A 21,700-nucleotide genomic window follows, 5' to 3' on the forward strand; every position below is an offset into this window, starting at 1 on the left:
TATCAAATTCCCTATTGACGATCTGACTAGCGATGGCTACACCGACGACCGAGTTTTACTTTAACGGTATTACCAAGTGCCTGATACAAAAAGGTTTGCTTTCGGAAGGCGAGGCGCGAACCCATGTGCAGGAGGCGGCAAAGAAACACATTTCCCTGGTCAGTTATCTGGTCGCCAATAAATTGGTCAGCGGCAGAGCGATCGCGTCTGCCGTTTACGCCGAATTTGGCGTGCCTTTTTTCGATCTGGATGCGATCGATTTAAAGACGCTGCCGGTCAAATTGATCAATGAAAAATTGATCCGCAAGCATCAAGTCCTGCCTCTGTTCGCGCGCGGCAAAACCATTTTCATCGCGGTATCCGACCCGATGAACCATCAGCCGCTCGACGAAATCAAGTTTCAAACTCGGTTGCATCCCGAATGCATCGTGGTCGAAGAGGATAAGCTGAGCAAGGCGATTGAGATCGCTCTGGAGGCCCCCGACACCTCGATGGCCGCCTTGCTCGACGAAGATCTCGATAATCTGGCGGTTTCCAGCGGCGAAGACGAGGCCGCCAAAAACGAGGCGAATTCGGATATCGATGATGCGCCGATTGTACGCTTCGTGAATAAAATCCTGCTCGACTCGGTCAAAAAAGGCGCCTCCGATATTCACTTCGAGCCCTACGAAAAAAACTTCCGTATCCGTTTCCGCACCGACGGCATGCTGCACGAGGTCGCCAGCCCCCCATCCTCGGTCGCGACCAAGATCATTTCCCGCATCAAGGTCATGTCCAGGCTCGATATCGCCGAGCGCCGGGTGCCTCAGGACGGGCGGATCAAATTGATCGTCTCCAAGAATCGCAACCTCGACTTCCGGGTCAATACCTGTCCGACCCTGTTCGGCGAAAAAGTCGTCATGCGTCTCCTGGATCCGACCAGTGCGCAATTGGGCATCGAAAAGCTCGGTTTTGAACCCGACCAGCAAAAGCTTTTTCTGGAAGCGATCAATCGCCCTTATGGGCTGGTGCTGGTCACGGGCCCCACCGGCAGCGGTAAAACGGTATCGTTATATACCGGACTGAATATCCTGAATACGATCGAGCGCAATATATCGACCGCGGAAGATCCGGTCGAAATCACCGTCGAAGGCATCAATCAGGTCAACATGAACGTGAAGGCAGGCCTGACCTTCGCCAGCGCTTTGCGCGCCTTTTTGCGGCAAGATCCCGATGTGATCATGGTCGGCGAAATTCGCGACCTCGAAACCGCAGAGATAGCGATCAAAGCGGCGCAAACCGGTCACTTGGTGCTGTCGACCCTGCATACGAACGATGCGCCGCAGACCTTGAACCGGCTGATGCAGATGGGGATTCCCGCGTTCAATATCGTGTCGTCGATCAATCTGATCATGGCGCAGCGGCTGGCGCGCCGTTTATGCGTGCATTGCAAGGAGCTCGCCGATTATCCCGAAAATGTGTTGATTGCGACCGGCTTCAAGAAAGAAGAATTGAAAACGTTGCAAATGTATAAAGCCGTGGGCTGCGAGCATTGTACTAACGGTTATAAGGGCCGGGTCGGCATCTATCAGGTGATGACGCTCAGCGAAAGCATGCGCAGGTTGATCCTGGAGGGCGGTAACGCGATGCAGCTGGCCGAGCAGGCGAAGGAGGAGGGCATTAACGATCTCAGGGCTTCCGGCCTGAACAAAGTCCGTCAGGGCGTCACCAGCATTGAAGAAATTGATCGGGTTACCAAGGAATAAGCGAAGATGGCACAAAAAGTTGAACAAATCGATTTTATCTGGAACGGCGTCGACAAGGCGGGCAATAAAATCAAAAATCGCCCGATCTCGGCGCTGAGCGAGACGATCGCCAAGGCCGATCTAAAAAGGCAAGGCTTTCGCGTCCAGAAAATCAAGAAAAAACCGAAGCCCTTATTCAAGAAAGTCCAAAAAATTACCCCGGCCGATATTGCGGTGTTTGCGCGGCAACTCGCGACAATGCTCGGAGCCGGCGTTCCTCTGGTTCAGTCTTTCGATATCATCGGCAAGGGCCACGATAATCTAAGTATGCAGGAGATGCTGTTGTCGATCAAGGGCAGCATCGAAGGCGGTAATACGCTGGCGCAAGCCTTGCGCGAAAAGTCGCTGTATTTCGACGAATTGTTCTGCAATTTGGTCGAGGCGGGCGAGCAGGCCGGGGTTTTGGAGGCCTTACTCGATAAAATCGCGACTTATAAGGAAAAAACCGAATCGATCAAGAAAAAGATCAAGAAAGCGTTGACCTATCCGACCGCGGTGATCATCGTCGCGGTGATCGTTACAACTGTCCTGCTGATGTTCGTGGTGCCGGTGTTCGAGGATTTGTTCAAGAGTTTCGGAGCGGATTTACCGGCATTCACGCAAATGTTCATCGATATGTCGAAGTGGCTCAGAAGTTGGTGGTGGATACTCTTCGGATCGATCGGCGGCGCCGCGTATACCTTTTTTTACTTCAAAAAACGCTCTTATGCGTTTAACCATTATCTGGACAGAACCTTGCTGAAGGTGCCGGTGGTCGGGATGATTCTGAATAAATCATCGATCGCGCGCTTCGCCAGAACCTTGTCGACGATGTCGGCGGCCGGCGTGCCGCTCGTCGAGGCTTTGGAGTCGGTCGCCGGCGCTTGTGGTAATATAGTCTATGCCGAAGCGGTCCTGAAGATGCGCGAGGAAGTCTCGACGGGTCAGCGCTTGCAGTTTGCGATGCAGCAAACCAGTTTGTTTCCGCACATGGTGCAGCAGATGGTCGCGATCGGTGAAGAATCCGGTTCGATGGATGCGATGCTCGCCAAGGTCGCGGATTTTTATGAAGAAGAAGTCGACAATTTGATCGACAATTTAAGCAGCCTGATGGAGCCTTTGATCATGGCCATTCTCGGCGTTTTGGTCGGAAGTCTTTTGATCGCGATGTATCTGCCTATCTTCAAATTGGGGGCGGCTGTGGGTTAAGATTCAACCGCGCTGCAACGGGTTGATCGGGACACGCAATGACACGGAAATATGGGCAGATTACATGGCAGAACTGAGCGATTTTTTACCTTACCTCGTTTTTATCATTGGCCTGATGGTCGGCAGTTTTTTGAATGTGGTGATCTACCGCCTGCCGATCATGATGTACCGGGGCTGGCGCAAGGAATGCATCGAGTTTCTGGAACTGGCGCCGGAGGCCGTGCCGGTTCCGCAAGGCGCCGGCAATGTCCAGATCACCGAGGAAGAGCCCTTTAATCTGGCCCTGCCATTATCGCGCTGCTCGTCCTGCAAAACGCCGATCAAGCCTTATCACAATATTCCGGTATTGAGTTATTTGTTTTTGCGAGGCAAATGCGCGCATTGCGGCGCCGGCATATCCTTTCGCTATCCTGCGATCGAATTGTTGACCGCGGTGCTGTCCGCCGTGGTTGCCTGGCATTTCGGCTATACCCTGCAAGCCGTGTTTGCGCTGTTATTGACCTGGTCTTTAGTTGCGTTGAGCTTTATTGATGTCGATCATCATCTGTTGCCCGATTCGATCAATCTGCCGGTGCTTTGGCTTGGGCTGTTACTCAGTTTGTTCGGGTTCTATACCGATGCGCATGCCAGCATCATCGGCGCGGCTGCCGGCTATGGCTCGCTCTGGATCGTCTATCATCTGTTCAAGCTGGCTACAGGCAAGGAAGGCATGGGATTTGGCGACTTCAAATTGCTGGCGCTGTTCGGCGCCTGGCTCGGATGGCAGAGCCTGCCGCTGATCATTCTGCTTTCCGCACTGACCGGCGCGGTGTTTGGCATCGCTTCAATCCTATTCGCCAAACGCGACCATGCCGCGCCGATCCCTTTCGGTCCCTATCTGGCCGTTGCCGGCTGGATTGCGCTGATCTGGGGGGATGCGATCAATCGTCTCTATCTCGACTCAGTCGGTCTTTGATCGCTTTCAGTCATGCTAAGAGTGGGCCTGACCGGCGGCATCGGCTGCGGTAAAACGACGGTTTCCAATCTGTTTGCCGAATTCGGCGTTCCGATCCTGGATGCCGATCAGGTTGCGCGTGAACTGACCGAGAAGGGACAGCCCGCGTTGGATCGAATTCGTGAAGCATTCGGCGAACAAATCTTGAATGCAGACGGCTCGTTGAACCGCCTGCAACTCAAACGGATCATTTTTGCCGATGCCGAGCAGAAACGAAAACTCGAAGCGATGCTGCATCCTCTGATTTGGGCCGCATTAAACGCAAAAAGCGCGCAATTGGCGGCGCCTTATTGCATTCTGAGCATTCCGTTGTTATTCGAAACGAAGATGGAGGCGATCGTCGATCGTATCCTGGTCGTGGACTGTCCGGTCGAACTGCAAATAGAGCGCGTCAGCCAAAGAGACCGGCTTGCCATTGAAACCATCCGGGCTATCATCGATAGCCAGGTTCATCGAGACTATCGCCTGGCGCATGCGGACGACCTGCTGGACAACTCACAGACTGACAATACACTTGCAGAACAAGTCAAAAAACTGCACAATTTATACCTTTCTATAAGCGCCTGTCAGACTAGACTTACCTGTGACCAACACCATCACTTATGAATTTCCTCTCAACGAACGCATCCGGGTTTTCATTAGGCTCGAACAACTCTTTAAACAATTCAATCATTTCTTAAACGGAACCTCCGTTTGGGACAAGCGCGCCGCACTGAATGTGCTGCTCGACATCATGGCTATCTTCAGCCGCAACGATTTGAAATCGGAGTTGCTTAAAGAACTCGACCGCCACGGCAAAGTCCTGAGTAAACTTTCCCAGAGCCAGGGCGTGGATTCGGAAAAATTGAGTCGGTTGCTGAATGACGTAAGCCGAACCAGCAAGAATCTCTATGCATCGAGCGGTAAAATCGGCATCCATGTGATGGAGAGCGATCTGTTTCAAAGCATCGCCCAACGCAGCTCGATTCCGGGCGGCACCTGTTCTTTCGACTTGCCCGAGTTTCATTACTGGCTGGAGCAGGAAGAAGCGATTCGCTTGAAGGATCTGCAACAATGGGGTACGCCTTTCAACGACATTAGAAATGCGATCGAACTGATCCTGAATCTGATCCGCAACAGCCGTCGTGATACACAAGAACTCGCCAAGGCTGGATTTTTTCAAATTTCCCTGGATCACAGCCAGCCCTATCAACTGGTGAAAGTCAGTCTGGATAAATCACTGCGTTATTTTGCCGAAATCAGCGGCGGCAAGCATCGTTGCACCATACGCTTCATGGTGCCGTCGAATGACGAAAAACGTCCGCTGCAAAGCAGCGACGACGTGCCTTTCACCCTATCCTGTTGCCAGTTTTGATGACCGCGATGACAGTTAAGTGCCCTGTGTGCGGACGTTCGGTGGAATGGACGGCGGACTATCCCTACAGGCCGTTCTGTTCCGAACGCTGCAAAATGATCGACCTCGGTGCCTGGGCGGCCGAAGAACACCGGATTTCCGAGGAACTGGATGACGGGGACGAAACGGAAGAAAGCCAGCCCTTTCACTGATCAGGCCCGCTTTACTCGCCGAGGAACGCCCGGATGCCGGCAATGCCCTGCGCGCCGGCGGCGCGGGCGGCGTTCAGATCCTCTTTTGCCAAGCCGCCCAATGCATACACCGGAATGTTGATCTGCTCGATCAGCGCGGAAAATCTGTCCCAACCCAGGGCGGCGGTTTCGGGATGGCTTTGGGTCGGCAACACCGGCGCCAAAACCGCAAAATCAGCGCCGATCTTCTCGGCATGCTCGAGCTCCGCCAGCGTGTGGCACGAAGCGCCGAGCCATCGATAAGCCTCCGGCCGTTCCTGTAAAGCGAGCAAGTCGTTGGCGGTCAAGTGCAGGCCATCGGCGGTTGCATTGCCGAAATCCACAGAGGAATTGATCAGCAATCCGGCATCGTGTGCGCGGCAAAGCGGATAGGCTTCCGCCAAAAAATTTCCGATACGGGCGCGTGATGAGGTTTTCAAGCGCGCCTGAATCAGCCTGATGCCGTTCGCGAGGAATTGATGCAAATCCTGCATCAGGTCGCCGCTGACCTGATCGTCGAGGATCGCATAATAAGGCGGGAGTAGCGCGGCGGTCACGATCGGCCGGTTGGCGGCCGGGAAGGCGAATTGAGCCAGTTCGTTCGGCGCCACCCAGCGAATCGGCTGGCCCAGGCAGCCTGTTGCAGTGCCGGAAAAGCGATCGACTACGAATACCCGCAAGGTGACGGCCCGATCGGGATAACGGTGATGAACCGTGATCAGTGGGGCGGCCGTCTTTACGTCGATATCCAGCTCTTCCTTGAGTTCTCTGAACAAGGCCTGCTCCGGTGTTTCGCCGGCTTCGATCTTGCCGCCCGGAAACTCCCACAAGCCGCCCTGATGCAGGGACGCGTCGCGCTTGGCGATCAATATTCTGCCGTCCGTGCCTTTGATCACCCCGGCCGCGACTTGCAGCGACTTCGTTGCGGTTTTTTGCCTATGGCTCATCGGATTTCCGAATACCGATCAGGTGCGATATTCCGCATTGATCCTGACATAGTCATACGAGAAATCGCAGGTCAACACTTCCTGACGGGCATCGCCCCGGCCCAGTTGGACCGTCACGCGGATTTCTTCGCGGTCCATCACCTGTTGTCCCGCTTCCTCGGTGTAGTCGTCGGCGCGTCCGCCTTCACGGACGATGCAGACGTCGTCCAGAAAGATCCGAATGCTTTCCAGCACCATGTTATCGACGCCGGCGCGTCCGACCGCAGCCAGAATGCGTCCCCAGTTCGGGTCGCTCGCGAAAAATGCGGTCTTGACCAGGGGCGAATGCGCGATCGTTTTCGCGACGCGGACCGCTTCTTCATCGCTTTGCGCTTCCTCGACCACGATGCGCATCAGTTTGGTCGCGCCTTCGCCGTCCCGGACGATCGCTTCGGCCAGGCGCTTGCACACATCCAGCAAGGCATCGGCGAAGCGAGTGTAATGTTCGCTATCCGGCAAAATTTCCGGAGCGGCGGAAAGCCCGCTGGCCATCACGACCAGCGCGTCATTGGTCGAGGTGTCGCCGTCGACCGTGATCCGGTTGAAGGACAGTTCGGCGGCGCGCTTCAGGCATTGCTGCAACAAGGCGCTGCTGATTTTCGCGTCGGTGCCGATGAACGACAGCATCGTCGCCATGTTCGGCTGGATCATGCCGGCACCCTTGGCGATGCCGTTGAAAGTGATCGTCCGGCCGTCGATCTCCAGGGTTTGACTGACGCCCTTCGGAAACGTATCGGTCGTCATGATCGCCTTGGCGGCCTTGTCCCAGCTTGCAGGATTGAGATTGCGCACCGCATCGGGCAAGGCAGAGCCGATCTTATCGATTGGCAGCGGCTGGCCGATGACGCCGGTCGAAAACGGCAACACCTGTCCGGCGGAGCCGCCGGTAAGCTGCGCCAGGAGTTCGCAGGAGGTCAGCGCATCTTGCAGCCCTTGCCTGCCGGTGCCCGCGTTCGCGTTGCCGGAATTGATCAGCAGCCAGCGCGGCTTGGATGCCAAATGGTCCCGGGCGACCTGCACCGGCGCGGCGCAGAAGGCATTCTGCGTAAAGACCGCGGCGCAGCTACCTTGTTCGGCCATTTCAAACACCAACAGATCGTCCCTGACCGTCTGCTTGATGCCCGCGCAAACGGTGCCCAAACGAATGCCGGGAATCTCCGGCATGATCGGAAAATCGCAGCGACCTACCGCCATCGTGTGTTCCTCGTAAATTGAATGAAAAAAAATAATGTAGGGATGCTTGCTATCCGGCTTACCCGCCGACTTCCAGGACAATCACATATTCATGATCGCCGCTGCGCGTTTCGAGCACCGTGTGGCCATGAATCCGGCTCCAGGCAGGAATGTCCTGCATCACGCCGGGATCGGTGCAGATCACTTCCAGCTGGTCGCCGGGCTGCATCTGTTTGATCTTGTCTTGGGTGCGGATTACCGGCAGCGGACACAAAAGCCGCCGCGCGTTCAGGGTTTCCCGGATCATATAAACCATTCCTGCGGCATGTCTTTCGCCAGCGGCTTGACCTGGATCGTCCGCTCCGAGCCGTCCTTATCCGTGACAGTGACATCGACCTGTTCGGCATCGCGGCCCTGGCCGTAGCGGGCGGTGATGCCGGCAGCCAGATACAAATCTTCCGCGGAGGGCGTGCCGTCGATCAACACCAGCGGGCCGCTATGGCTCGATGCCAACAGGCTGATGAACTCTTTTTGATAGCCCTGCAAAAAGCGGCCTTCGCCTTCCTCGCGCGCGACGATCAGTTTGAAATGGCGGGCAGGGCGGATGTGACGGCCGACCTTCAGCAGCATCACGTCGTCGAGTTCGTAATCCTTGTGGCCGTGCGACTGCCACAAATCGACCAGCTTCGCCGAATATTTCTTGTCGGTCAAAAAGCAGCAGCCGCCGGCCGGCTGCGAATAATCGTGAAAACCGTGGCGCTCGGCCATTTCTATCTGGGGCTTCCGCGAACGGCCGCTGAAATCGTGCAGTTTGGCGCGATCGACCCAGCCTTCGCGCTCGGGCAATGTCGGCGCCAGATTCTTCGCGCACAAGGGCCGCAGCAACAAGTCGTCGGCGCCCGATTCCCGGGCCACGACCGGCATCGTGTCCTTGCGCTGCGACATCGGCCGCTGGCCGATCACCTCGCCGGTGATGATGAAGTCGAAACCGTTTTCGGCAATCCATTGCTTGGCCTTGTTGACCATGAAAATCTTGCAGTCCAGGCAGGGGTTCAAATTCGCGCCGTAGCCGTGCTTCGGATTGATCAGCACGTTCTTGTATTCTTCGATCACATCGACGATGTGCAGCTTGATGCCGAGCTGCTCGGCGACCCAGAGCGAATTATTGCGCTTCGGTTTGGCGCGATCCTTTTCCCGGATCGCATGCGTATGGCCTTCCACGCAAAAGCCGGTGAAGAAATTGATGCCTTCGACATGGACGCCCTGGTCCATGATCGTTTTCGCGGCCAGCATCGAATCCAGGCCGCCGGAAATCAGCGCGACGGCTTTGCGTTGTATGCTCATCTGGTTTTAATCAAAAAGCGCCTATTATAACCGGTAATTTTTGCAGATGGCTTCACTTCTCTACGACTTCTCCTAAACTGAATCCAGGTCAACTCTCATCGTTAGCGGATTACACGACTATGGAATTCAAAGATTATTTAAAAATCCTGGTGCAACACGACGGCTCCGATCTCTATCTGACGGTCGATGCGCCGCCCGCGGCCAAATTTCAGGGCACCCTGAAACCGTTGGAAAACAGTAAACTGACCAGGGAGCGCATTAAGGAGATTGCCTATAGCCTGATGGACGCCGATCAGCAAAAGGCCTTCGAGCAGGTGCCCGAACTGAATCTGGCGCTTTCGGAGCCCGGCATCGGCCGTTTTCGGGTTAATATCTTCAAGCAGCGCAACAGCTTCGCGCTGGTGATCCGCAATATCAAGGTGGATATTCCGAATGCGGACAAGCTCGGCCTGCCGGAGGTCTTGAAAAAAACGATCATGGAAAAACGCGGCCTGATCCTGTTCGTCGGCGGCACAGGCTCCGGTAAATCGACTTCGCTGGCCGCCTTGATCGACTATCGCAATACTCATGCGTCGGGCCATATCATTACGATCGAAGACCCGATCGAATACATCCATCCGCATAAAAAATCGCTGGTCAACCAGCGCGAAGTCGGCGTCGATACGCTGAGCTATGAGGATGCGCTGAAGAATACCCTGCGGCAGGCGCCGGATGTGATCCTGATCGGCGAAATCCGCAGCCAGGAAACGATGGAGCATGCCTTGGCTTTCGCCGAAACCGGCCATCTCTGTTTGTCCACCTTGCACGCGAACAATGCGAATCAGGCGCTGGACCGGATCATCAACTTCTTCCCGGAAGAACGCCATAATCAATTATTGCTCGATCTGTCATTGAACTTGAAGGCCTTCGTCTCGCAGCGCCTGGTGCCGACCGTCGACGGCAAACGCACGGCCGCGATCGAGGTTTTGCTGGGCACGCAACTGGTTCGCGATTTGATTCAAAAAGGCGATGTGCACAGCATCAAGGAAGCGATGGAAAAGTCCGAGAATATCGGCATGCAGACCTTCGACAGCCATTTGCTGCGGCTTTACAAGTCGGGCGTGATTTCGCTCGAAGAGGCGTTGCAAAATTCCGATTCGCCGAACAATCTGAAGCTGAAGATCAATTTGAGCGAAGGTGTCGGGTCCGCTACGGCCAAAATGGCGGATTCCAAGGATTCGCAAGGCAGCGGGCTCGGTTCCCTGTCATTGCAGGCGATCCAAACAGAAGCAGAGGAAGAAGAAACCTAAAACAGCGCTTCGGATAACAGGGCCGCATTGCCCCCGATCGCCGCGCTGTTGATGGTGACCGTCTGTTCCGAAGACAGCCGGCGCAGATAATCGGGGCCGCCGGCTTTCGGGCCGGTGCCCGACAACCCCATGCCGCCGAACGGCTGCACGCCGACCACCGCGCCGATCATGTTGCGGTTGACATAGATGTTGCCGACCCGGGCCCGTTCGACAAGGGTTTGAATATGGCTCTCGATCCGGCTATGAATTCCCAGCGTCAGGCCGTAGCCTGTGGCATTGATGCTCTCGATCACCTGGGTCAATCGGTCCGCGCGGTAACGGACGATATGCAGAACCGGGCCGAACACCTCCTGTTCGAGTTGCTCGATGCCGCCGATTTCGATCAGGCTGGGCGGAAAGAAACTGCCGGCGCGCAAATCGGCAGCTAAAGGGACCTGGTACAGAACCTTTGCTTCCTTCCGCATCCTGCTAAGATGCTCCGCCAGTTGAGCGGCGGCCCGGGCATTGATGACCGGCCCGATGTCGGTCGCCGGTTGGCCGGGATCGCCGAGGGTCAGCTCCTGCATCGCGCCGATCAAAAGCTTGATCACTCGGTCCGCGATGTCTTCCTGAACATACATGACCCGCAGCGCCGAGCAGCGCTGGCCCGCGCTGTTAAAGGCCGAAGTCAGCGCATCCTGGACCAGTTGTTCGACATGCGCCGAACTGTCCGCGATCATCGCGTTCTGGCCGCCGGTCTCGGCGATCAACGGCACGATGGCCGTCTGCCGTTCGGCCAGGGTCAGGTTGATCCGGCGCGCGGTCGCGGTGGAGCCGGTAAAGACGACGCCGCCGAGGCCCGGAAAGGTCAACAAATGCTTGCCGATCAAGTCGCCTTCGGCCGGCAGAAATTGCAGGACCTCGCCCGGAATGCCGGCCCGATGCAGCAGCTGAATGCAGCGCATCGCGGTCAGCGCGGTCTGGGTTGCGGGTTTTGCGATCACGGTATTGCCGGCCGCCAGCGCCGCAGCGATTTGCCCGACAAAAATCGCGATCGGAAAATTCCAGGGGCTGATGCAGACGATCGCGCCGCGCCCCGTTCGACTCAGAGTATTTTCTTCCCCGGTAGGCCCCGGCAGCCGGACCGGCTGAGTGAACAGCTTTTCGGCTTCGGCCGCGTAATAGCGGCAAAAATCGACCGCTTCGCGTACTTCGGCGAGTGCATCCTTGATCGTGCGGCCGCCTTCGCGCACGCACAGCGAGACCAGTTCAAGCCGGTGCGCTTCGAACAGATCGGCCGCTTTTTTCAGATAGGCGCTGCGCGCGTGTGCCGGATTGCGCTGCCAGTCAGTGAAAGCCTTCAACGCGCCGGCGGCGGCTTTGCCGATGGCATCCGGGTCTGCATGGATCACCTGGCCGATTTGCCGGCGCTGATCGCAGGGATCGAATACCGGCTGGGGGTGGCCGGGATAAGGCTGGCCGTCGATCAGGGGACAGGCCTCCCAATCGCGTTCGGCCAGCGCGTCGAGATCGGCCTGTAATTGGATAAGAACTTTGGTGTCACTCAGGTTGATTCCGGCCGAATTCACGCGCTCCTGTCCGAAAAGATCGGCAGGCTGCGCGATCCGGATAGGCGGCTCCTGCAATCTTGCGACAGGGTCTGCTACGATCTCGTCCACGCTGTAATGCGGATTTTCAACCCGGTTCAAAAACGAGGTATTCGCGCCGTTCTCGAGTAAGCGCCGAACCAGATACGGCAACAAATCCTCAAAATTGCCGACCGGAGCATAGATTCGGCAGGGCAGGGCGTGATGCCGAGCCAATTGTCGATAAAGCGGTTCTCCCATCCCGTACAGCCGTTGAAATTCGAAGCCTGTCTGCGCTTTCGCCAGCGTCAGGATCGCCGCGACCGACTGCGCATTATGCGTCGCGAATTGCGGATAGAAGGCTTCGGGATGGGCTAGCAGCGTTTCCGCGCAGGCCAGATACGACACATCGGTCGCGGTCTTGCGGGTAAAGACCGGATAAGCCGCCAGTCCCGATTCCTGGGCGCGTTTGATCTCACCGTCCCAGTACGCGCCCTTGACCAGACGGACCGGAATCCGGCGCCGATGCGATTGAGCCAGCGCGGCCAGCCAGCGGATCACCGGCAGCGCACGCTTTTGATAAGCCTGCACGGCCAGGCCGAAGCCCGGCCAGCCTTCAAGGTCCGGATGGCCGAACACCGCCGCAAAAATATCCAGCGACATGTCCAGCCGCTCCGATTCTTCCGCATCGACGGTCAGGCTGAGGTTGGCTTGCCGCGCCTGACCCGCCAAGTCGAGCAGCTTGAGGCTCAGCGCGCCGACCGCGCGTTGTCTTTGCAGCGGTTCGTAACGCGGGCAGAGCGCGGACAGTTTGATCGAAATGCCCGGATTCATGAAGGGGTCGGCATGTTCGGCAACTTCTGCCAGCTGTGCTATCGCCTGCCGGTAGGCCTCGAAATAGCGCTCGGCATCCTCGGCGGTCAAGGCAGCCTCGCCGAGCATGTCGAACGAATAGAGCGCTCCGGTTTCTGTGACAGGTTTTTTGGCCGTAGCCGCGATCGTTTCGGCGAAAACGAAATGCTGCGCCAGCCACTGCATGCCCTGTTTGGCGGTGGCGCGGATCAACGGCGCGCTGAGCGTTGTGAGCCACGCGCCGCCTCCGTCTCCCAGGTTTTCAATTTGGCCGGTCACCGACAAAGCGCCGGTCAGCAGTCTGACCCACGGCGTATCATGCAAGGCTTGATGCTGCCCCCAATCGAGCGAGCTCAGTTTGTCCTGCAAAAAAGCATCCTGGGTGGCGGCATCGGGGATCCGCAGCAAGGCTTCGGCCATCTCCATCAGCACGATGCCTTCACGGGTATGCAACGGGTATTCATGCAGCAGCGTATCGATCAGCGCTTGCCGAGTGCTTTCGGCTCTGACCGCCGCAACCAGCTTGCGGGCCAGCTTCGCGGCGGCGGAGGCGTCATAAGATCGTAAACCCTGAGCCAGCCCGGCGGAAATCCGATCTTCATCGGCCAGATAGGCGTCATTGATCGCGGCGCGTAACGCGGGTAACAGATCGGCGTTCATGGCGTTCTCCCGGGCAGAAAATGGTTTCCGAAAACAATAACGGGATGAAAAATTTATGATTTAGACTATCATGTACACGATTTCCCTAACTTCACAGCATTAGAGTAAAACGCATGGAAAAGTATCCTGATAAAACGTGTTCGATCGATCGTCTGTTGACTCAACCGAGACTCATTGAGGCGGCCAAAACGGGCGTCAAAACCCAACAGCGCCGAGACGGCGTGTACGGCTGGCCGGGCGAAAACTTTATCCTGGACGGCCAGGAGTTTGTGATCACCGGTTTGGACCGCCAGCGTTTAGGCGATTTGACCGACAAGGATGCGCAGGCGGAAGGTTTTCCGGATCTGGAAACTTATAAAGGCTTGATCATCAGAATGCATCCCGGCATGGAATGGAACCCGGACAGCCTGGTTTGGGTGCACAGCTTTGCCGCGCTGGTCGAGGCCTAGTCCCCGCGCGCAGGATTGATCCGCCGGACGCTCAGGAATAACACATTACCCGATTACGCCCGGCCTGCTTACCCCGATAGAGCGCAATATCCGCCAATTTGACGCTTTCCTCTATCGGGTGTTCGGTTCGATGTTCGCACAGACCGATCGTCAACGTCACCGCATATTCGCTGCCCTCGATCTGAAACGTATGCCCCGCCACCGTATCGCGGATTTTTTCGGCCAGCACCCGCGCGCCGCCGATGTCGGTATGCGGCAACAGCAGCAGAAACTCCTCGCCGCCCCAGCGCGCCAGCGTGTCGTCTTTCCGGAGTTGCCGCTTGATGAAATACGCGACCGCTTTCAGAATCTGATCGCCGGATTCATGTCCGTAATTGTCGTTGATCTTTTTGAAATGGTCGATATCGACGAAAGCGACCGATAATGTGGTGTGTTCGCGTGCCGCCAGTTTGCCTTGCTGGGTCAAAAAATCGGTCATTCGGCGCCGATTGTACAGGCCGGTCAAAGAATCGGTATGGGCCTGATTTTCAAGCTCCTGTTCCAGGAAGATCGACGCCAGGCGGAAGTAGTAGCTGATGATGCACTGCGCGGCAAATGCAATGACGATATTGCTACGCTCGAGCAGTCTGGCCTGCTGATCCGAAAGCGCCGGGTTGAGCGGTTGATCATGGGTATAGAGGCTGAGCCACAAAAACTCCGCGCCCAGCGCGAGCGAAACAAAAATGATCGCCTTGCCATCGAACTTATTGTTGAACAGCGTGAAAGGAACCGCGGCAAAAAGATAATATTGAAAACCGGCCTGCCATCCGAGCGTCGGAACGACCAACAAGGTATGCAAAAATACCTCGACCGTCATCAGCACGATGGCCGAATGGTGCTGGCCTTGCTGATTCGAGGCCCACGCGCTGATCCACAGGATCGAACTGAAAATATTCAGCAAGGACAAGCCGGGGAATCCCAGCCAATAAAGCAGCGGTATCAGGGCCAGATGAACCACGATGCCGATATAGCCGACCGAATTGATTACCATAAAAATACGGTAGTTCTGTCGTTCTTCACTACCGTTTCTTATCATCCTGTTCATGCCGCTCCTGTTTTTTGATTCCTATTCAGAATTGCCCATCAGAATAGGCGAAAGACTCATCCTGCAATTCCCACTGAACCGATGGGGGTTAACGCGAGGGCTTATCTTATGTCGCCTTAACGCCTTGTGCAAGCCTGAAGTTCAAAAAATAGGGGCGGAGGGATTAACTTTCCAGCCAGTTTTGCGGTTTTAAATAGTGCGTATAAAGCTCGGCTTCGGGGCTGCCCGCTTCGGGTTGCCAGTTGTAGCGCCAGTGCGCGGCCGGCGGCATCGACATCAGGATCGATTCGGTGCGCCCGCCCGATTGCAGACCGAACAGCGTGCCCCGGTCGTAGACCAGATTGAATTCGACATAGCGTCCGCGCCGGTACAGTTGAAACTCGCGCTCCCGCTCTCCATACGGCGTGTTTTTGCGCTTCTGCACGATCGGCAGATAGGCCGGTATATAATGGTTGCCGACGCTTTGCATGAATGCAAAGGTTTTATCGAAACCCCATTCGTTTAAATCATCGAAAAACAGTCCGCCGACGCCGCGCGTCTCGTTCCGGTGTTTCAGGAAGAAATAGTCGTCGCACCATTTCTTATAAGTGGAATAGACCGTTTCGCCGAAAGGTTCGCAAGCTGTCTTCGCGGTCCGGTGCCAATGCAGCACGTCCTCCCTGAACGGATAGAAAGGCGTCAGATCGAAGCCGCCGCCAAACCACCAGACATCCGCTTCGCCGGGCTTCTCGGCAATCAAAAAGCGCACATTCGCATGCGAGGTCGGCACATAGGGATTCAAGGGATGAATCACCAGCGAGACGCCCATCGCCTGAAATTGACGGTCGGCCAGCTCCGGACGTTTCGCTGTTGCGGAGGGCGGCAGCTTGAAGCCCGACACATGCGAAAAATTGACGCCGGCCTGCTCGAATACCGAACCATTCGCCAGCACGCGGGTTCGGCCTCCGCCGCCTTCGGCCCGCTGCCACGGATCCTCGATGAAACGCGCGCCGTCCTCTTCTTTCTCAAGTGCGGCGCAGATTTGATTTTGCAGGCTTAACAAATAGTCTTTTACGGCTTCAATGTTGTGTGTGTTCATGTCTGGGTCGGGTGCGGTAATTCGGGGGCTGATCGATTAAAAGGCAATTTATGTTATATTATCACATGCTTGTTAGTTTATTCGTCCTCTCATGACTTCGTCATCCGACTCTGTCCCGGCAAAACATGACCATGCCAAATGCGTCAGCGCCGCCCTGGACACCGCCGAACAACTCTGCGTCGTGCGCGGCGTGCAATTGACGCCGATCCGTCTGCAAGTATTGAAACTGATCTGGGAAAGCCACCAAGCGGTCAAGGCCTATGACTTGCTGGACCGCCTCAAGCCCTTGAAACAGGAAGCGAAGCCGGCCACGATTTACCGGGCGCTCGATTTTTTGATCGACCAGGGCCTGATTCACCGGATCGAAAGCCTGAATGCCTTCATCGGCTGCAACTGTTCCGGGCAGCAGCACGAGCAGTTATTGCTGATCTGCAAGCAATGCCTCGAAGTCGAGGAACGCCCGGCGCCTGAAGTGATGAGAGCGCTTTCGTCCGAAATCAAACGAGCGGATTTTACTGCGCACAGCAAGGCGATTGAGATTCATGGCATTTGCGCCAAATGTTCGAAGGCCCCGAATGCCGGAGGATAAGTTTCGATATTGAATTTTGGTAACTATTCGCTGTTTGTTCGTAAGTCCTGTTCGTTTCATCTGGGCTACTGCCTAAACCATTTCCCCCAGACACCTGGAAATGAAGATTCATCGCTTTAAGGCCGGTCAGCTTTTCCATCAGGGCAACGCCCGCGGCAGTGTTCGCCGCGCCGCCCCGGCATCAACTTCGCAAATCATCCTCGTCGACATGGAATTTATGCAGCATGCGATGGATTGCGGGCGCAAGCAGAATCCCGCGATAAATAACAAGCCGCTGAACAGCGCGTATCCCGCCGCGAAAATTTTCGCCGGCACCGCCGTCAACGGATTGACGGGCCCCATGCCGCCCAGGATCATGGACGCCTCCAACAGCGAATCGACCCAGACAAACCCCGCGATGTAACGATACCCCAAAATACCGATGCACAAGGTCGCCGAAATCAAGCCGGCGGCCATTAACACGGACGCGTCCACCCTCCTGAGAAAAACCACCCTCGAGGCGAGTTTGTCATGCTTTCGTTCGAACATCATGGCTCCCGTATGCTTTAACGCCCTCCGAAGTGTAGCAACTGCCAAATTGCCAGGCGTTGTGCAGCCTGACGCCGTAAGACTTTGGCGGGCGGCAAAGCTCGTGGACAACCATAAATACAGAGTTCGGCGATAGGTTTAATGCGGCCGCAACGGTGCGACGCCATTTCACCGGAGCAAGATAGGGAAAAGCACAGTCAATGCTGGCGATGAATTCGGATTCGATCACGCGGAGTGCCTAATGTGTGAACTGAGCGGCCTGCGCGGCTTTTCGCGTAGGTCCGCTCGAATGATGGTTGGGCGGCTAGCGGCCATAGCCCTCGACCATGATCTCTCTGCCAGGCGTAGAGAGTTCAGCCACTTCGGGACCAACAGCGTCCTCGCCGCGAAGCGAAAGCACCACTTTTGCTCCGTTGGAAAACGCGAACTCCAACTGTTCGTTTTCCTGGCGAGCAACAGCGATTAAGTGCTGACCGACAAGTGAACAAATCCTGTCGTAGTACCCAACATCGTTGGGCCCAAGAGAGCGCCCCTCAGCCAGAACCCGAAGTGGTGCATAGAGGGAAAGCGTATGTGGCTCGAAAATGAACTGCACGTAGTCATGGACGAACCTCACCTCGGACAGTGCATTCGTGTTGGCGAGGCGAGCGTAGGTTTTGTCAATCATGTTGCCGCCCAACGTAGAGGTGAGGGGCGGCTGCCGGCTTGCTGGCAGGCGTCTCTCTCGACCGCCGGGTTGGGCGCTGAGTATCGAAAAGCTACCATTGCCGGACAGCTCCGAGTGCGACGAAGACATGCGGCCGTAGTTGAAGCACAAAAAGGGCAAGGTTTTCTTGATTGGGGATTGCCACCAACCGCTCACGCCCGGACTGCGACTCAAGTTTGACGTCGAAGTAGCCATTCAAGGAGAGCTCAAGTCGCTTTTGGCTCCCCTGATGCCAGACCAATGAAAGCTCACCCTCACCTGGGGCCATACGACAGCTTAGATTGTCTTCGCCTGACTCGAAACGGAGGCTTACGCCTGCATACTCCCATGGGACGTCACTCGGCGTGACCACGGGGGAACACTCAAAAAAGTAGGCAAGGTCGTCGAGGTCGATCATTTTTCGGGAAGCGCCGCCCAACGACAAGCTGTGGGGCGCGAGCCGTATCGCGGCGATGCATCCCACACGAGCGACTTGTTATGTGCTGATTCTTGAAATGGCATCTTGAAACACCTCAATTTCTTTGCCATCGCCCAGCTCCACCAAATATTTCGGTACTGGCCGAATCCGCAGCAAAGAGACCACTGCGCCACGCCCAACTTCATTGATCTCGACAGCTTCATTCAGCGAAAAAAGCACACCAGGAGGATTGTTTCCGGAAAACCAACTTTCTTCCTCTTCGAGCAGTATATCTTCGCCTTCACCGCTCATAAGCTCTCCAAACTCTTCTGGGCGCATTGATTTAATCTTTTTTTCGACGTCTCTACTGTAATGACGGTCGTTGGGATCATGAGTTGGGTATGATTTTCGTTGATATTGCTTAAGAAAGGCCCCTATATCTCCTTGAAGCCTGTCCTTGCGTTTACTCATTCTTTACCACACATAACGTTTGAATTCAACGGCCTTGCGCGGCTTTATGCGCAAGGTCCGGTGGAATGATGGGTTGGGCCTCGTCACCAGAACTTCCACCACGGAGAACGGGAACGTTTGTAGCGAACCAACGGAATCGACTCAGGTTCAAGCAGTGAGGCATCTATATGGCCCTCAAGCTGGTAGCCGAACTGATCCTTCAAAGTCGCCTCCCCAAGTTCCAGTGGATGAAACGGGAAAGGGTAGGCATCCTCTTCTTCGTCATCAACTGCGGGATGCGCTCCAGACCAGTACGGTTCTTCAAAAGGAAGGTGTTGTCCGATGTCTTCCATGATGCCGTTATCCGGAGACAGGCTCAGGGAACGTACTAGTTTTCCATTTGCCCACGTCGCATATGCAAACCAATCAACTACGCTGTGCATGGCGTGAAGCGTGACCGTTCCGTTGCCGCCAGCGGCGATGAACCGCTGGTGTAACTTTGATGGGTAGTCGATGCCAAATTCTTTGGCAGCGACTACCGATACCCCAGGAAAACAGCCTATATGTACCTCATCGTCTGGAGGACATGTATAGGAAAGATCACCGTCCCCAATTGGCTCAAGCCTCTCGCCCGGGAAGAGTGTTTCGGCCAGCTTCTGGGTTGCCTCTCTGTCCAACGACGGGTTCGCCGTGAACGCGTCACGGGCATTAGAGTCGGCAAGCACGAGCATCCAAGTTTTTGCACCCATAGATCAGCTCCTGAGGAATAAAGAGGCCCAACGCAAAGGTAAGGCGCGCGCTGGGGGCAAACCTTCAGCGAAGCCGCCGACCTTGATTAAAAAACAAACCTTCAAAACCGCCAACGGGCGGCGCGTCCCTTGTATCTTAACAGCGGTTATGATTAGCTACCATAACCTGAGGCAGAATGAGTTTGTGCGCGTCCCTTGTATCTTAACAGCGGTTATGATTAGCTACCATAACCTGAGGCAGAATGAGTTTGTGCGCGTCCCTAGGGTTAACCTTGTGTCAAAGAGAAAACCTTCTGTCTCGCTGCTGATGCCAATCTGAACACTGAACGGTAGCCAAGGGCCTCGACCCTGAATGCACAAGGCAAGTGAGCTCAGTTGGTTTACTTTAGCCATTCGGAGTAACTTTATGTTTTTCATAGGCATTGATGTTTCCAAAGCCAAGCTGGATTGCAGCCTGTTAGTGGATGTCTCTAGCAGTAAACGCCGGGCCAAATCGGTTGCCAATTCTAAAGCCGGCGTCGGCGAACTCCTGTCCTGGTGTGCGAAACAGCACGCCATGACTCAAGAACTTCACGCTATCCTGGAAGGCACGGGAGTCTATCACGAACAGGCGGCGCTGGCTTTAGCCGATGCCGGAGTCACCGTCTCGATTGTCAATCCGGCTCAAGTCAAAGACTTTGGCCGTAGTCTCGGTGTTCGCACTAAAACCGATGGCATCGATAGTTTGATCTTAGCCCGCTACGGCGCCTTGCTCAAGCCCAAGATTTGGACCCCGCCGTCCAGAGAGGCTCGAACCTTACAAGTCTTATTGTCCCGCCGTGAAGCGATTGCCCAAGACCTGCAACGCGAGCGCAACCGGTTGGAAAAAGCCGATGTTATCGATACGCCATCCCGCGTCCATCAGTCCATTGTCGATTCTGTTGCCTTTCTGGAGCAACAACTCAGCAAGCTCCAACAAGACATAGACAACCACATTGACAGGCATCCCAACTTAAAAGCCGACCGTGATCTGTTGCTCAGCATTCCAGCAGTCGGGCCGCAAGTCAGTAATCACTTGCTGTCCATTATTCATACCCACCACTTCCAATCGGCTGAGCAATTGGCAGCTTATCTCGGGCTAGTGCCGGTGGAGAGGCAATCTGGCTCATCTGTTTTAGGTCGACCTCGCTTGTCTAAAGCGGGCCCTGCACAGATGCGGGCTATCCTTTATATGGCAGCTATCGTAGCAACCCGTTATAACCTCCACCTTAAAGCACTTTATCAACGGCTACAGGAACGGGGTAAATCGAAAATGTCCGCTCTATGTGCGGTAATGCGAAAACTGGTGCATTTGTGCTTTGGCGTTCTTAAGACCAGAGAGCCTTACCGATCTGACTATGGCGTTAAAGCTTGACTTTTAAGACGGTATCTTTGACCGCCGGGTTAGACCGATTGTAAAACAGACCCTGGGCGAAGCCAAGGAAAAAAACGAGGGCCTGCGCCAGCAGAAAGTCCTTGCCGTCCGGCAGGACTCCCCGGCTTGCGTCGCGCCGCGTTAAAGCCAAGGCCCTAAAAACCTTTGGGGTGTCTCGGACACCGCCAAAGCCTTGCCGAGCGAGCGTGACGCAAACGGATCAGGCCGAACGGATAAGAGTCGCCGTGGAAAACGGAACGGCCTTTCCGTGCCCGGAAGGAGCGACCCAAGCCTTTTGATTTTGTCGCCGTCTAACGTTTAAAATGAGCGGACAGCGGAGGCATGACGCCCCGGCCGCCCAGTGCAACATGGTAAACGGCCCTGGGCGGCCGGGGTGGCATGCCGGAGAGGGTCCGCTCGAGCGAAGGGTTAGGCCTCACTGGCTGCACACGGAACGAATGTGCAAGTTCCATGACGGGCAACTTGTGGCGTGCTTTGCTCTGATGTGTGCGAAGGGAACTTGAAGTTCTCGGTGAGGGCCAGGCCGGCGCACTCAGAAGCCATAACGAACTGGGTTGGCCAGTATGGCGCCAGCCGTCTCATTCGCCTGCTGCTCAGAGAGTCGTGCTTGAAGAAGTACCTGAACCATTGCTTCGAAGTCCCTGGACTTCGCGGCCGCGTCGAAAGACTCGAACAGGTTTAGGTGAAAGAGTCGTTCGTTTACCGTCATTCCTTCAAGTGATTGTTCGTTCATGGCTACTGTTGAGTGGGCTGAGACCGAGGACAACGTCGCGGTGTCGACAAAATCTGAAGCCCCAGGAAGTCTTTCCCCTTGGTGAAGGAAGACCTACACAGGCATGGGTGGTGAGGCCTAACGTT

Annotated in this window: 22 protein-coding genes; 11 read left to right on the forward strand and 11 right to left on the reverse strand. The window is 55.7% G+C overall.

The window, feature by feature from the left end; genetic code table 11:
• Positions 1–32: 32 nt before the first annotated feature.
• From pilB to yacG, 6 genes are all read left to right on the forward strand, one after another.
• Complete coding sequence (pilB, locus tag METLA_RS0102095; protein WP_024296980.1) at positions 33–1,745, forward strand: type IV-A pilus assembly ATPase PilB; 1,713 nt, start codon at positions 33–35, stop codon at positions 1,743–1,745.
• Positions 1,746–1,751: 6 nt separating this feature from the next.
• Positions 1,752–2,972: a type II secretion system F family protein gene (locus METLA_RS0102100; RefSeq protein WP_024296981.1), complete on the forward strand. Its 1,221-nt coding sequence runs from the start codon at positions 1,752–1,754 to the stop codon at positions 2,970–2,972.
• 64 nt (positions 2,973–3,036) lie between these two features.
• Positions 3,037–3,927 carry a prepilin peptidase gene (locus METLA_RS0102105; RefSeq protein ID WP_024296982.1) on the forward strand — a complete coding sequence of 297 codons (891 nt, stop codon included), beginning with the start codon at positions 3,037–3,039 and terminating at the stop codon, positions 3,925–3,927.
• A gap of 12 nt (positions 3,928–3,939) precedes the next feature.
• Positions 3,940–4,572, forward strand: a complete 633-nt coding sequence (gene coaE / locus METLA_RS0102110; RefSeq protein WP_024296983.1) for a dephospho-CoA kinase — start codon at positions 3,940–3,942, stop codon at positions 4,570–4,572.
• Positions 4,550–5,320 carry a cell division protein ZapD gene (gene zapD / locus METLA_RS0102115; protein WP_024296984.1) on the forward strand — a complete coding sequence of 257 codons (771 nt, stop codon included), beginning with the start codon at positions 4,550–4,552 and terminating at the stop codon, positions 5,318–5,320. The genes coaE and zapD overlap by 23 nt, the downstream gene beginning before the upstream one ends.
• Before the next feature lie 8 nt (positions 5,321–5,328).
• Positions 5,329–5,511 (forward strand): DNA gyrase inhibitor YacG, encoded by a 183-nt coding sequence (yacG, locus tag METLA_RS0102120; RefSeq protein WP_024296985.1) that lies wholly within the window; start codon positions 5,329–5,331, stop codon positions 5,509–5,511.
• 11 nt (positions 5,512–5,522) lie between these two features.
• Here yacG and METLA_RS0102125 read toward each other — a convergent pair whose 3' ends face one another.
• The 4 genes from METLA_RS0102125 to METLA_RS0102140 are packed head-to-tail and all read right to left on the reverse strand — an operon-like array spanning position 5,523 to position 9,032.
• The gene (locus METLA_RS0102125) at positions 5,523–6,476 is read right to left on the reverse strand and encodes a Nudix family hydrolase (protein WP_024296986.1); all 954 of its coding nucleotides are present in this window, start codon (positions 6,474–6,476) and stop codon (positions 5,523–5,525) included.
• Positions 6,477–6,494: 18 nt separating this feature from the next.
• Positions 6,495–7,709, reverse strand: coding sequence for a bifunctional glutamate N-acetyltransferase/amino-acid acetyltransferase ArgJ (gene argJ / locus METLA_RS0102130; RefSeq protein ID WP_024296987.1), 1,215 nt, complete (start codon positions 7,707–7,709; stop codon positions 6,495–6,497).
• A gap of 58 nt (positions 7,710–7,767) precedes the next feature.
• Complete coding sequence (locus METLA_RS0102135) at positions 7,768–7,995, reverse strand: sulfurtransferase TusA family protein (protein WP_024296988.1); 228 nt, start codon at positions 7,993–7,995, stop codon at positions 7,768–7,770.
• The gene (locus METLA_RS0102140; protein ID WP_024296989.1) at positions 7,992–9,032 is read right to left on the reverse strand and encodes a tRNA (5-methylaminomethyl-2-thiouridylate)-methyltransferase; all 1,041 of its coding nucleotides are present in this window, start codon (positions 9,030–9,032) and stop codon (positions 7,992–7,994) included. Before METLA_RS0102140 ends, METLA_RS0102135 begins: the two co-directional genes overlap by 4 nt.
• 119 nt (positions 9,033–9,151) lie before the next feature.
• Here METLA_RS0102140 and METLA_RS0102145 point away from each other — a divergent pair, with 119 nt between their 5' ends.
• Entirely contained in the window at positions 9,152–10,321 is a 1,170-nt protein-coding gene (locus METLA_RS0102145; protein ID WP_024296990.1) for a PilT/PilU family type 4a pilus ATPase, read from the forward strand.
• On the opposite strand, the gene putA is transcribed toward METLA_RS0102145, so the two are convergent.
• Positions 10,318–13,398 carry a bifunctional proline dehydrogenase/L-glutamate gamma-semialdehyde dehydrogenase PutA gene (putA, locus tag METLA_RS0102150; RefSeq protein ID WP_024296991.1) on the reverse strand — a complete coding sequence of 1,027 codons (3,081 nt, stop codon included), beginning with the start codon at positions 13,396–13,398 and terminating at the stop codon, positions 10,318–10,320. The genes METLA_RS0102145 and putA overlap by 4 nt on opposite strands.
• Before the next feature lie 113 nt (positions 13,399–13,511).
• Between putA and METLA_RS0102155 the strand changes: the two genes are divergently transcribed.
• A complete protein-coding gene (locus METLA_RS0102155) occupies positions 13,512–13,847 on the forward strand; it encodes an ASCH domain-containing protein (RefSeq protein ID WP_024296992.1) in 336 nt (111 codons plus the stop codon).
• 31 nt (positions 13,848–13,878) lie between these two features.
• Here the strand turns inward: METLA_RS0102155 and METLA_RS0102160 are convergent, their stop codons facing one another.
• Both METLA_RS0102160 and hemF read right to left on the reverse strand, forming a co-directional pair.
• Entirely contained in the window at positions 13,879–14,931 is a 1,053-nt protein-coding gene (locus METLA_RS0102160; RefSeq protein WP_024296993.1) for a GGDEF domain-containing protein, read from the reverse strand.
• Between the two features lie 163 nt (positions 14,932–15,094).
• Positions 15,095–16,009, reverse strand: coding sequence for an oxygen-dependent coproporphyrinogen oxidase (hemF, locus tag METLA_RS0102165; protein ID WP_024296994.1), 915 nt, complete (start codon positions 16,007–16,009; stop codon positions 15,095–15,097).
• 91 nt (positions 16,010–16,100) lie between these two features.
• Here hemF and METLA_RS0102170 point away from each other — a divergent pair, with 91 nt between their 5' ends.
• Both METLA_RS0102170 and METLA_RS22375 read left to right on the forward strand, forming a co-directional pair.
• Positions 16,101–16,598, forward strand: a complete 498-nt coding sequence (locus METLA_RS0102170; protein ID WP_024296995.1) for a transcriptional repressor — start codon at positions 16,101–16,103, stop codon at positions 16,596–16,598.
• Positions 16,599–16,698: 100 nt separating this feature from the next.
• A complete protein-coding gene (locus METLA_RS22375; protein ID WP_024296996.1) occupies positions 16,699–17,001 on the forward strand; it encodes a hypothetical protein in 303 nt (100 codons plus the stop codon).
• Positions 17,002–17,430: 429 nt separating this feature from the next.
• Here METLA_RS22375 and METLA_RS0102180 read toward each other — a convergent pair whose 3' ends face one another.
• The 3 genes from METLA_RS0102180 to METLA_RS0102195 all read right to left on the reverse strand — a co-directional run bounded on the left by METLA_RS0102180 (position 17,431) and on the right by METLA_RS0102195 (position 19,428).
• The gene (locus tag METLA_RS0102180; RefSeq protein ID WP_024296997.1) at positions 17,431–17,793 is read right to left on the reverse strand and encodes a hypothetical protein; all 363 of its coding nucleotides are present in this window, start codon (positions 17,791–17,793) and stop codon (positions 17,431–17,433) included.
• Positions 17,794–18,307: 514 nt separating this feature from the next.
• Positions 18,308–18,700: a hypothetical protein gene (locus METLA_RS23100; protein ID WP_024296999.1), complete on the reverse strand. Its 393-nt coding sequence runs from the start codon at positions 18,698–18,700 to the stop codon at positions 18,308–18,310.
• Positions 18,701–18,783: 83 nt separating this feature from the next.
• Positions 18,784–19,428 (reverse strand): DUF6928 family protein, encoded by a 645-nt coding sequence (locus tag METLA_RS0102195; protein WP_024297000.1) that lies wholly within the window; start codon positions 19,426–19,428, stop codon positions 18,784–18,786.
• 406 nt (positions 19,429–19,834) lie between these two features.
• Here METLA_RS0102195 and METLA_RS0102200 point away from each other — a divergent pair, with 406 nt between their 5' ends.
• Complete coding sequence (locus METLA_RS0102200; RefSeq protein ID WP_024296689.1) at positions 19,835–20,821, forward strand: IS110 family RNA-guided transposase; 987 nt, start codon at positions 19,835–19,837, stop codon at positions 20,819–20,821.
• A 553-nt stretch (positions 20,822–21,374) separates the two neighbouring features.
• Here the strand turns inward: METLA_RS0102200 and METLA_RS0102210 are convergent.
• Positions 21,375–21,575 carry a hypothetical protein gene (locus METLA_RS0102210; protein ID WP_024297001.1) on the reverse strand — a complete coding sequence of 67 codons (201 nt, stop codon included), beginning with the start codon at positions 21,573–21,575 and terminating at the stop codon, positions 21,375–21,377.
• Positions 21,576–21,700: the final 125 nt, after the last annotated feature.

The sequence above is a fragment of the Methylomicrobium lacus LW14 genome (assembly GCF_000527095.1).
Taxonomy (GTDB): Bacteria; Pseudomonadota; Gammaproteobacteria; order Methylococcales; family Methylomonadaceae; genus Methylomicrobium; species Methylomicrobium lacus.

What these genes read in the sequence shown, in the direction of transcription:
- pilB (WP_024296980.1), top strand. Translation starts at nt 33, where the DNA reads ATGGCTACACCGACGACCGAGTTTTACTTTAACGGTATTACCAAGTGC.
- METLA_RS0102100 (WP_024296981.1), top strand. Translation starts at nt 1,752, where the DNA reads ATGGCACAAAAAGTTGAACAAATCGATTTTATCTGGAACGGCGTCGAC.
- METLA_RS0102105 (WP_024296982.1), top strand. Translation starts at nt 3,037, where the DNA reads ATGGCAGAACTGAGCGATTTTTTACCTTACCTCGTTTTTATCATTGGC.
- coaE (WP_024296983.1), top strand. Translation starts at nt 3,940, where the DNA reads ATGCTAAGAGTGGGCCTGACCGGCGGCATCGGCTGCGGTAAAACGACG.
- yacG (WP_024296985.1), top strand. Translation starts at nt 5,329, where the DNA reads ATGACAGTTAAGTGCCCTGTGTGCGGACGTTCGGTGGAATGGACGGCG.
- METLA_RS0102125 (WP_024296986.1), bottom strand. Translation starts at nt 6,476, where the DNA reads ATGAGCCATAGGCAAAAAACCGCAACGAAGTCGCTGCAAGTCGCGGCC.
- argJ (WP_024296987.1), bottom strand. Translation starts at nt 7,709, where the DNA reads ATGGCGGTAGGTCGCTGCGATTTTCCGATCATGCCGGAGATTCCCGGC.
- METLA_RS0102135 (WP_024296988.1), bottom strand. Translation starts at nt 7,995, where the DNA reads ATGATCCGGGAAACCCTGAACGCGCGGCGGCTTTTGTGTCCGCTGCCG.
- METLA_RS0102140 (WP_024296989.1), bottom strand. Translation starts at nt 9,032, where the DNA reads ATGAGCATACAACGCAAAGCCGTCGCGCTGATTTCCGGCGGCCTGGAT.
- METLA_RS0102145 (WP_024296990.1), top strand. Translation starts at nt 9,152, where the DNA reads ATGGAATTCAAAGATTATTTAAAAATCCTGGTGCAACACGACGGCTCC.
- putA (WP_024296991.1), bottom strand. Translation starts at nt 13,398, where the DNA reads ATGAACGCCGATCTGTTACCCGCGTTACGCGCCGCGATCAATGACGCC.
- METLA_RS0102155 (WP_024296992.1), top strand. Translation starts at nt 13,512, where the DNA reads ATGGAAAAGTATCCTGATAAAACGTGTTCGATCGATCGTCTGTTGACT.
- METLA_RS0102160 (WP_024296993.1), bottom strand. Translation starts at nt 14,931, where the DNA reads ATGAACAGGATGATAAGAAACGGTAGTGAAGAACGACAGAACTACCGT.
- hemF (WP_024296994.1), bottom strand. Translation starts at nt 16,009, where the DNA reads ATGAACACACACAACATTGAAGCCGTAAAAGACTATTTGTTAAGCCTG.
- METLA_RS0102170 (WP_024296995.1), top strand. Translation starts at nt 16,101, where the DNA reads ATGACTTCGTCATCCGACTCTGTCCCGGCAAAACATGACCATGCCAAA.
- METLA_RS22375 (WP_024296996.1), top strand. Translation starts at nt 16,699, where the DNA reads ATGAAGATTCATCGCTTTAAGGCCGGTCAGCTTTTCCATCAGGGCAAC.
- METLA_RS0102180 (WP_024296997.1), bottom strand. Translation starts at nt 17,793, where the DNA reads ATGATTGACAAAACCTACGCTCGCCTCGCCAACACGAATGCACTGTCC.
- METLA_RS23100 (WP_024296999.1), bottom strand. Translation starts at nt 18,700, where the DNA reads ATGAGTAAACGCAAGGACAGGCTTCAAGGAGATATAGGGGCCTTTCTT.
- METLA_RS0102195 (WP_024297000.1), bottom strand. Translation starts at nt 19,428, where the DNA reads ATGGGTGCAAAAACTTGGATGCTCGTGCTTGCCGACTCTAATGCCCGT.
- METLA_RS0102200 (WP_024296689.1), top strand. Translation starts at nt 19,835, where the DNA reads ATGTTTTTCATAGGCATTGATGTTTCCAAAGCCAAGCTGGATTGCAGC.
- METLA_RS0102210 (WP_024297001.1), bottom strand. Translation starts at nt 21,575, where the DNA reads ATGAACGAACAATCACTTGAAGGAATGACGGTAAACGAACGACTCTTT.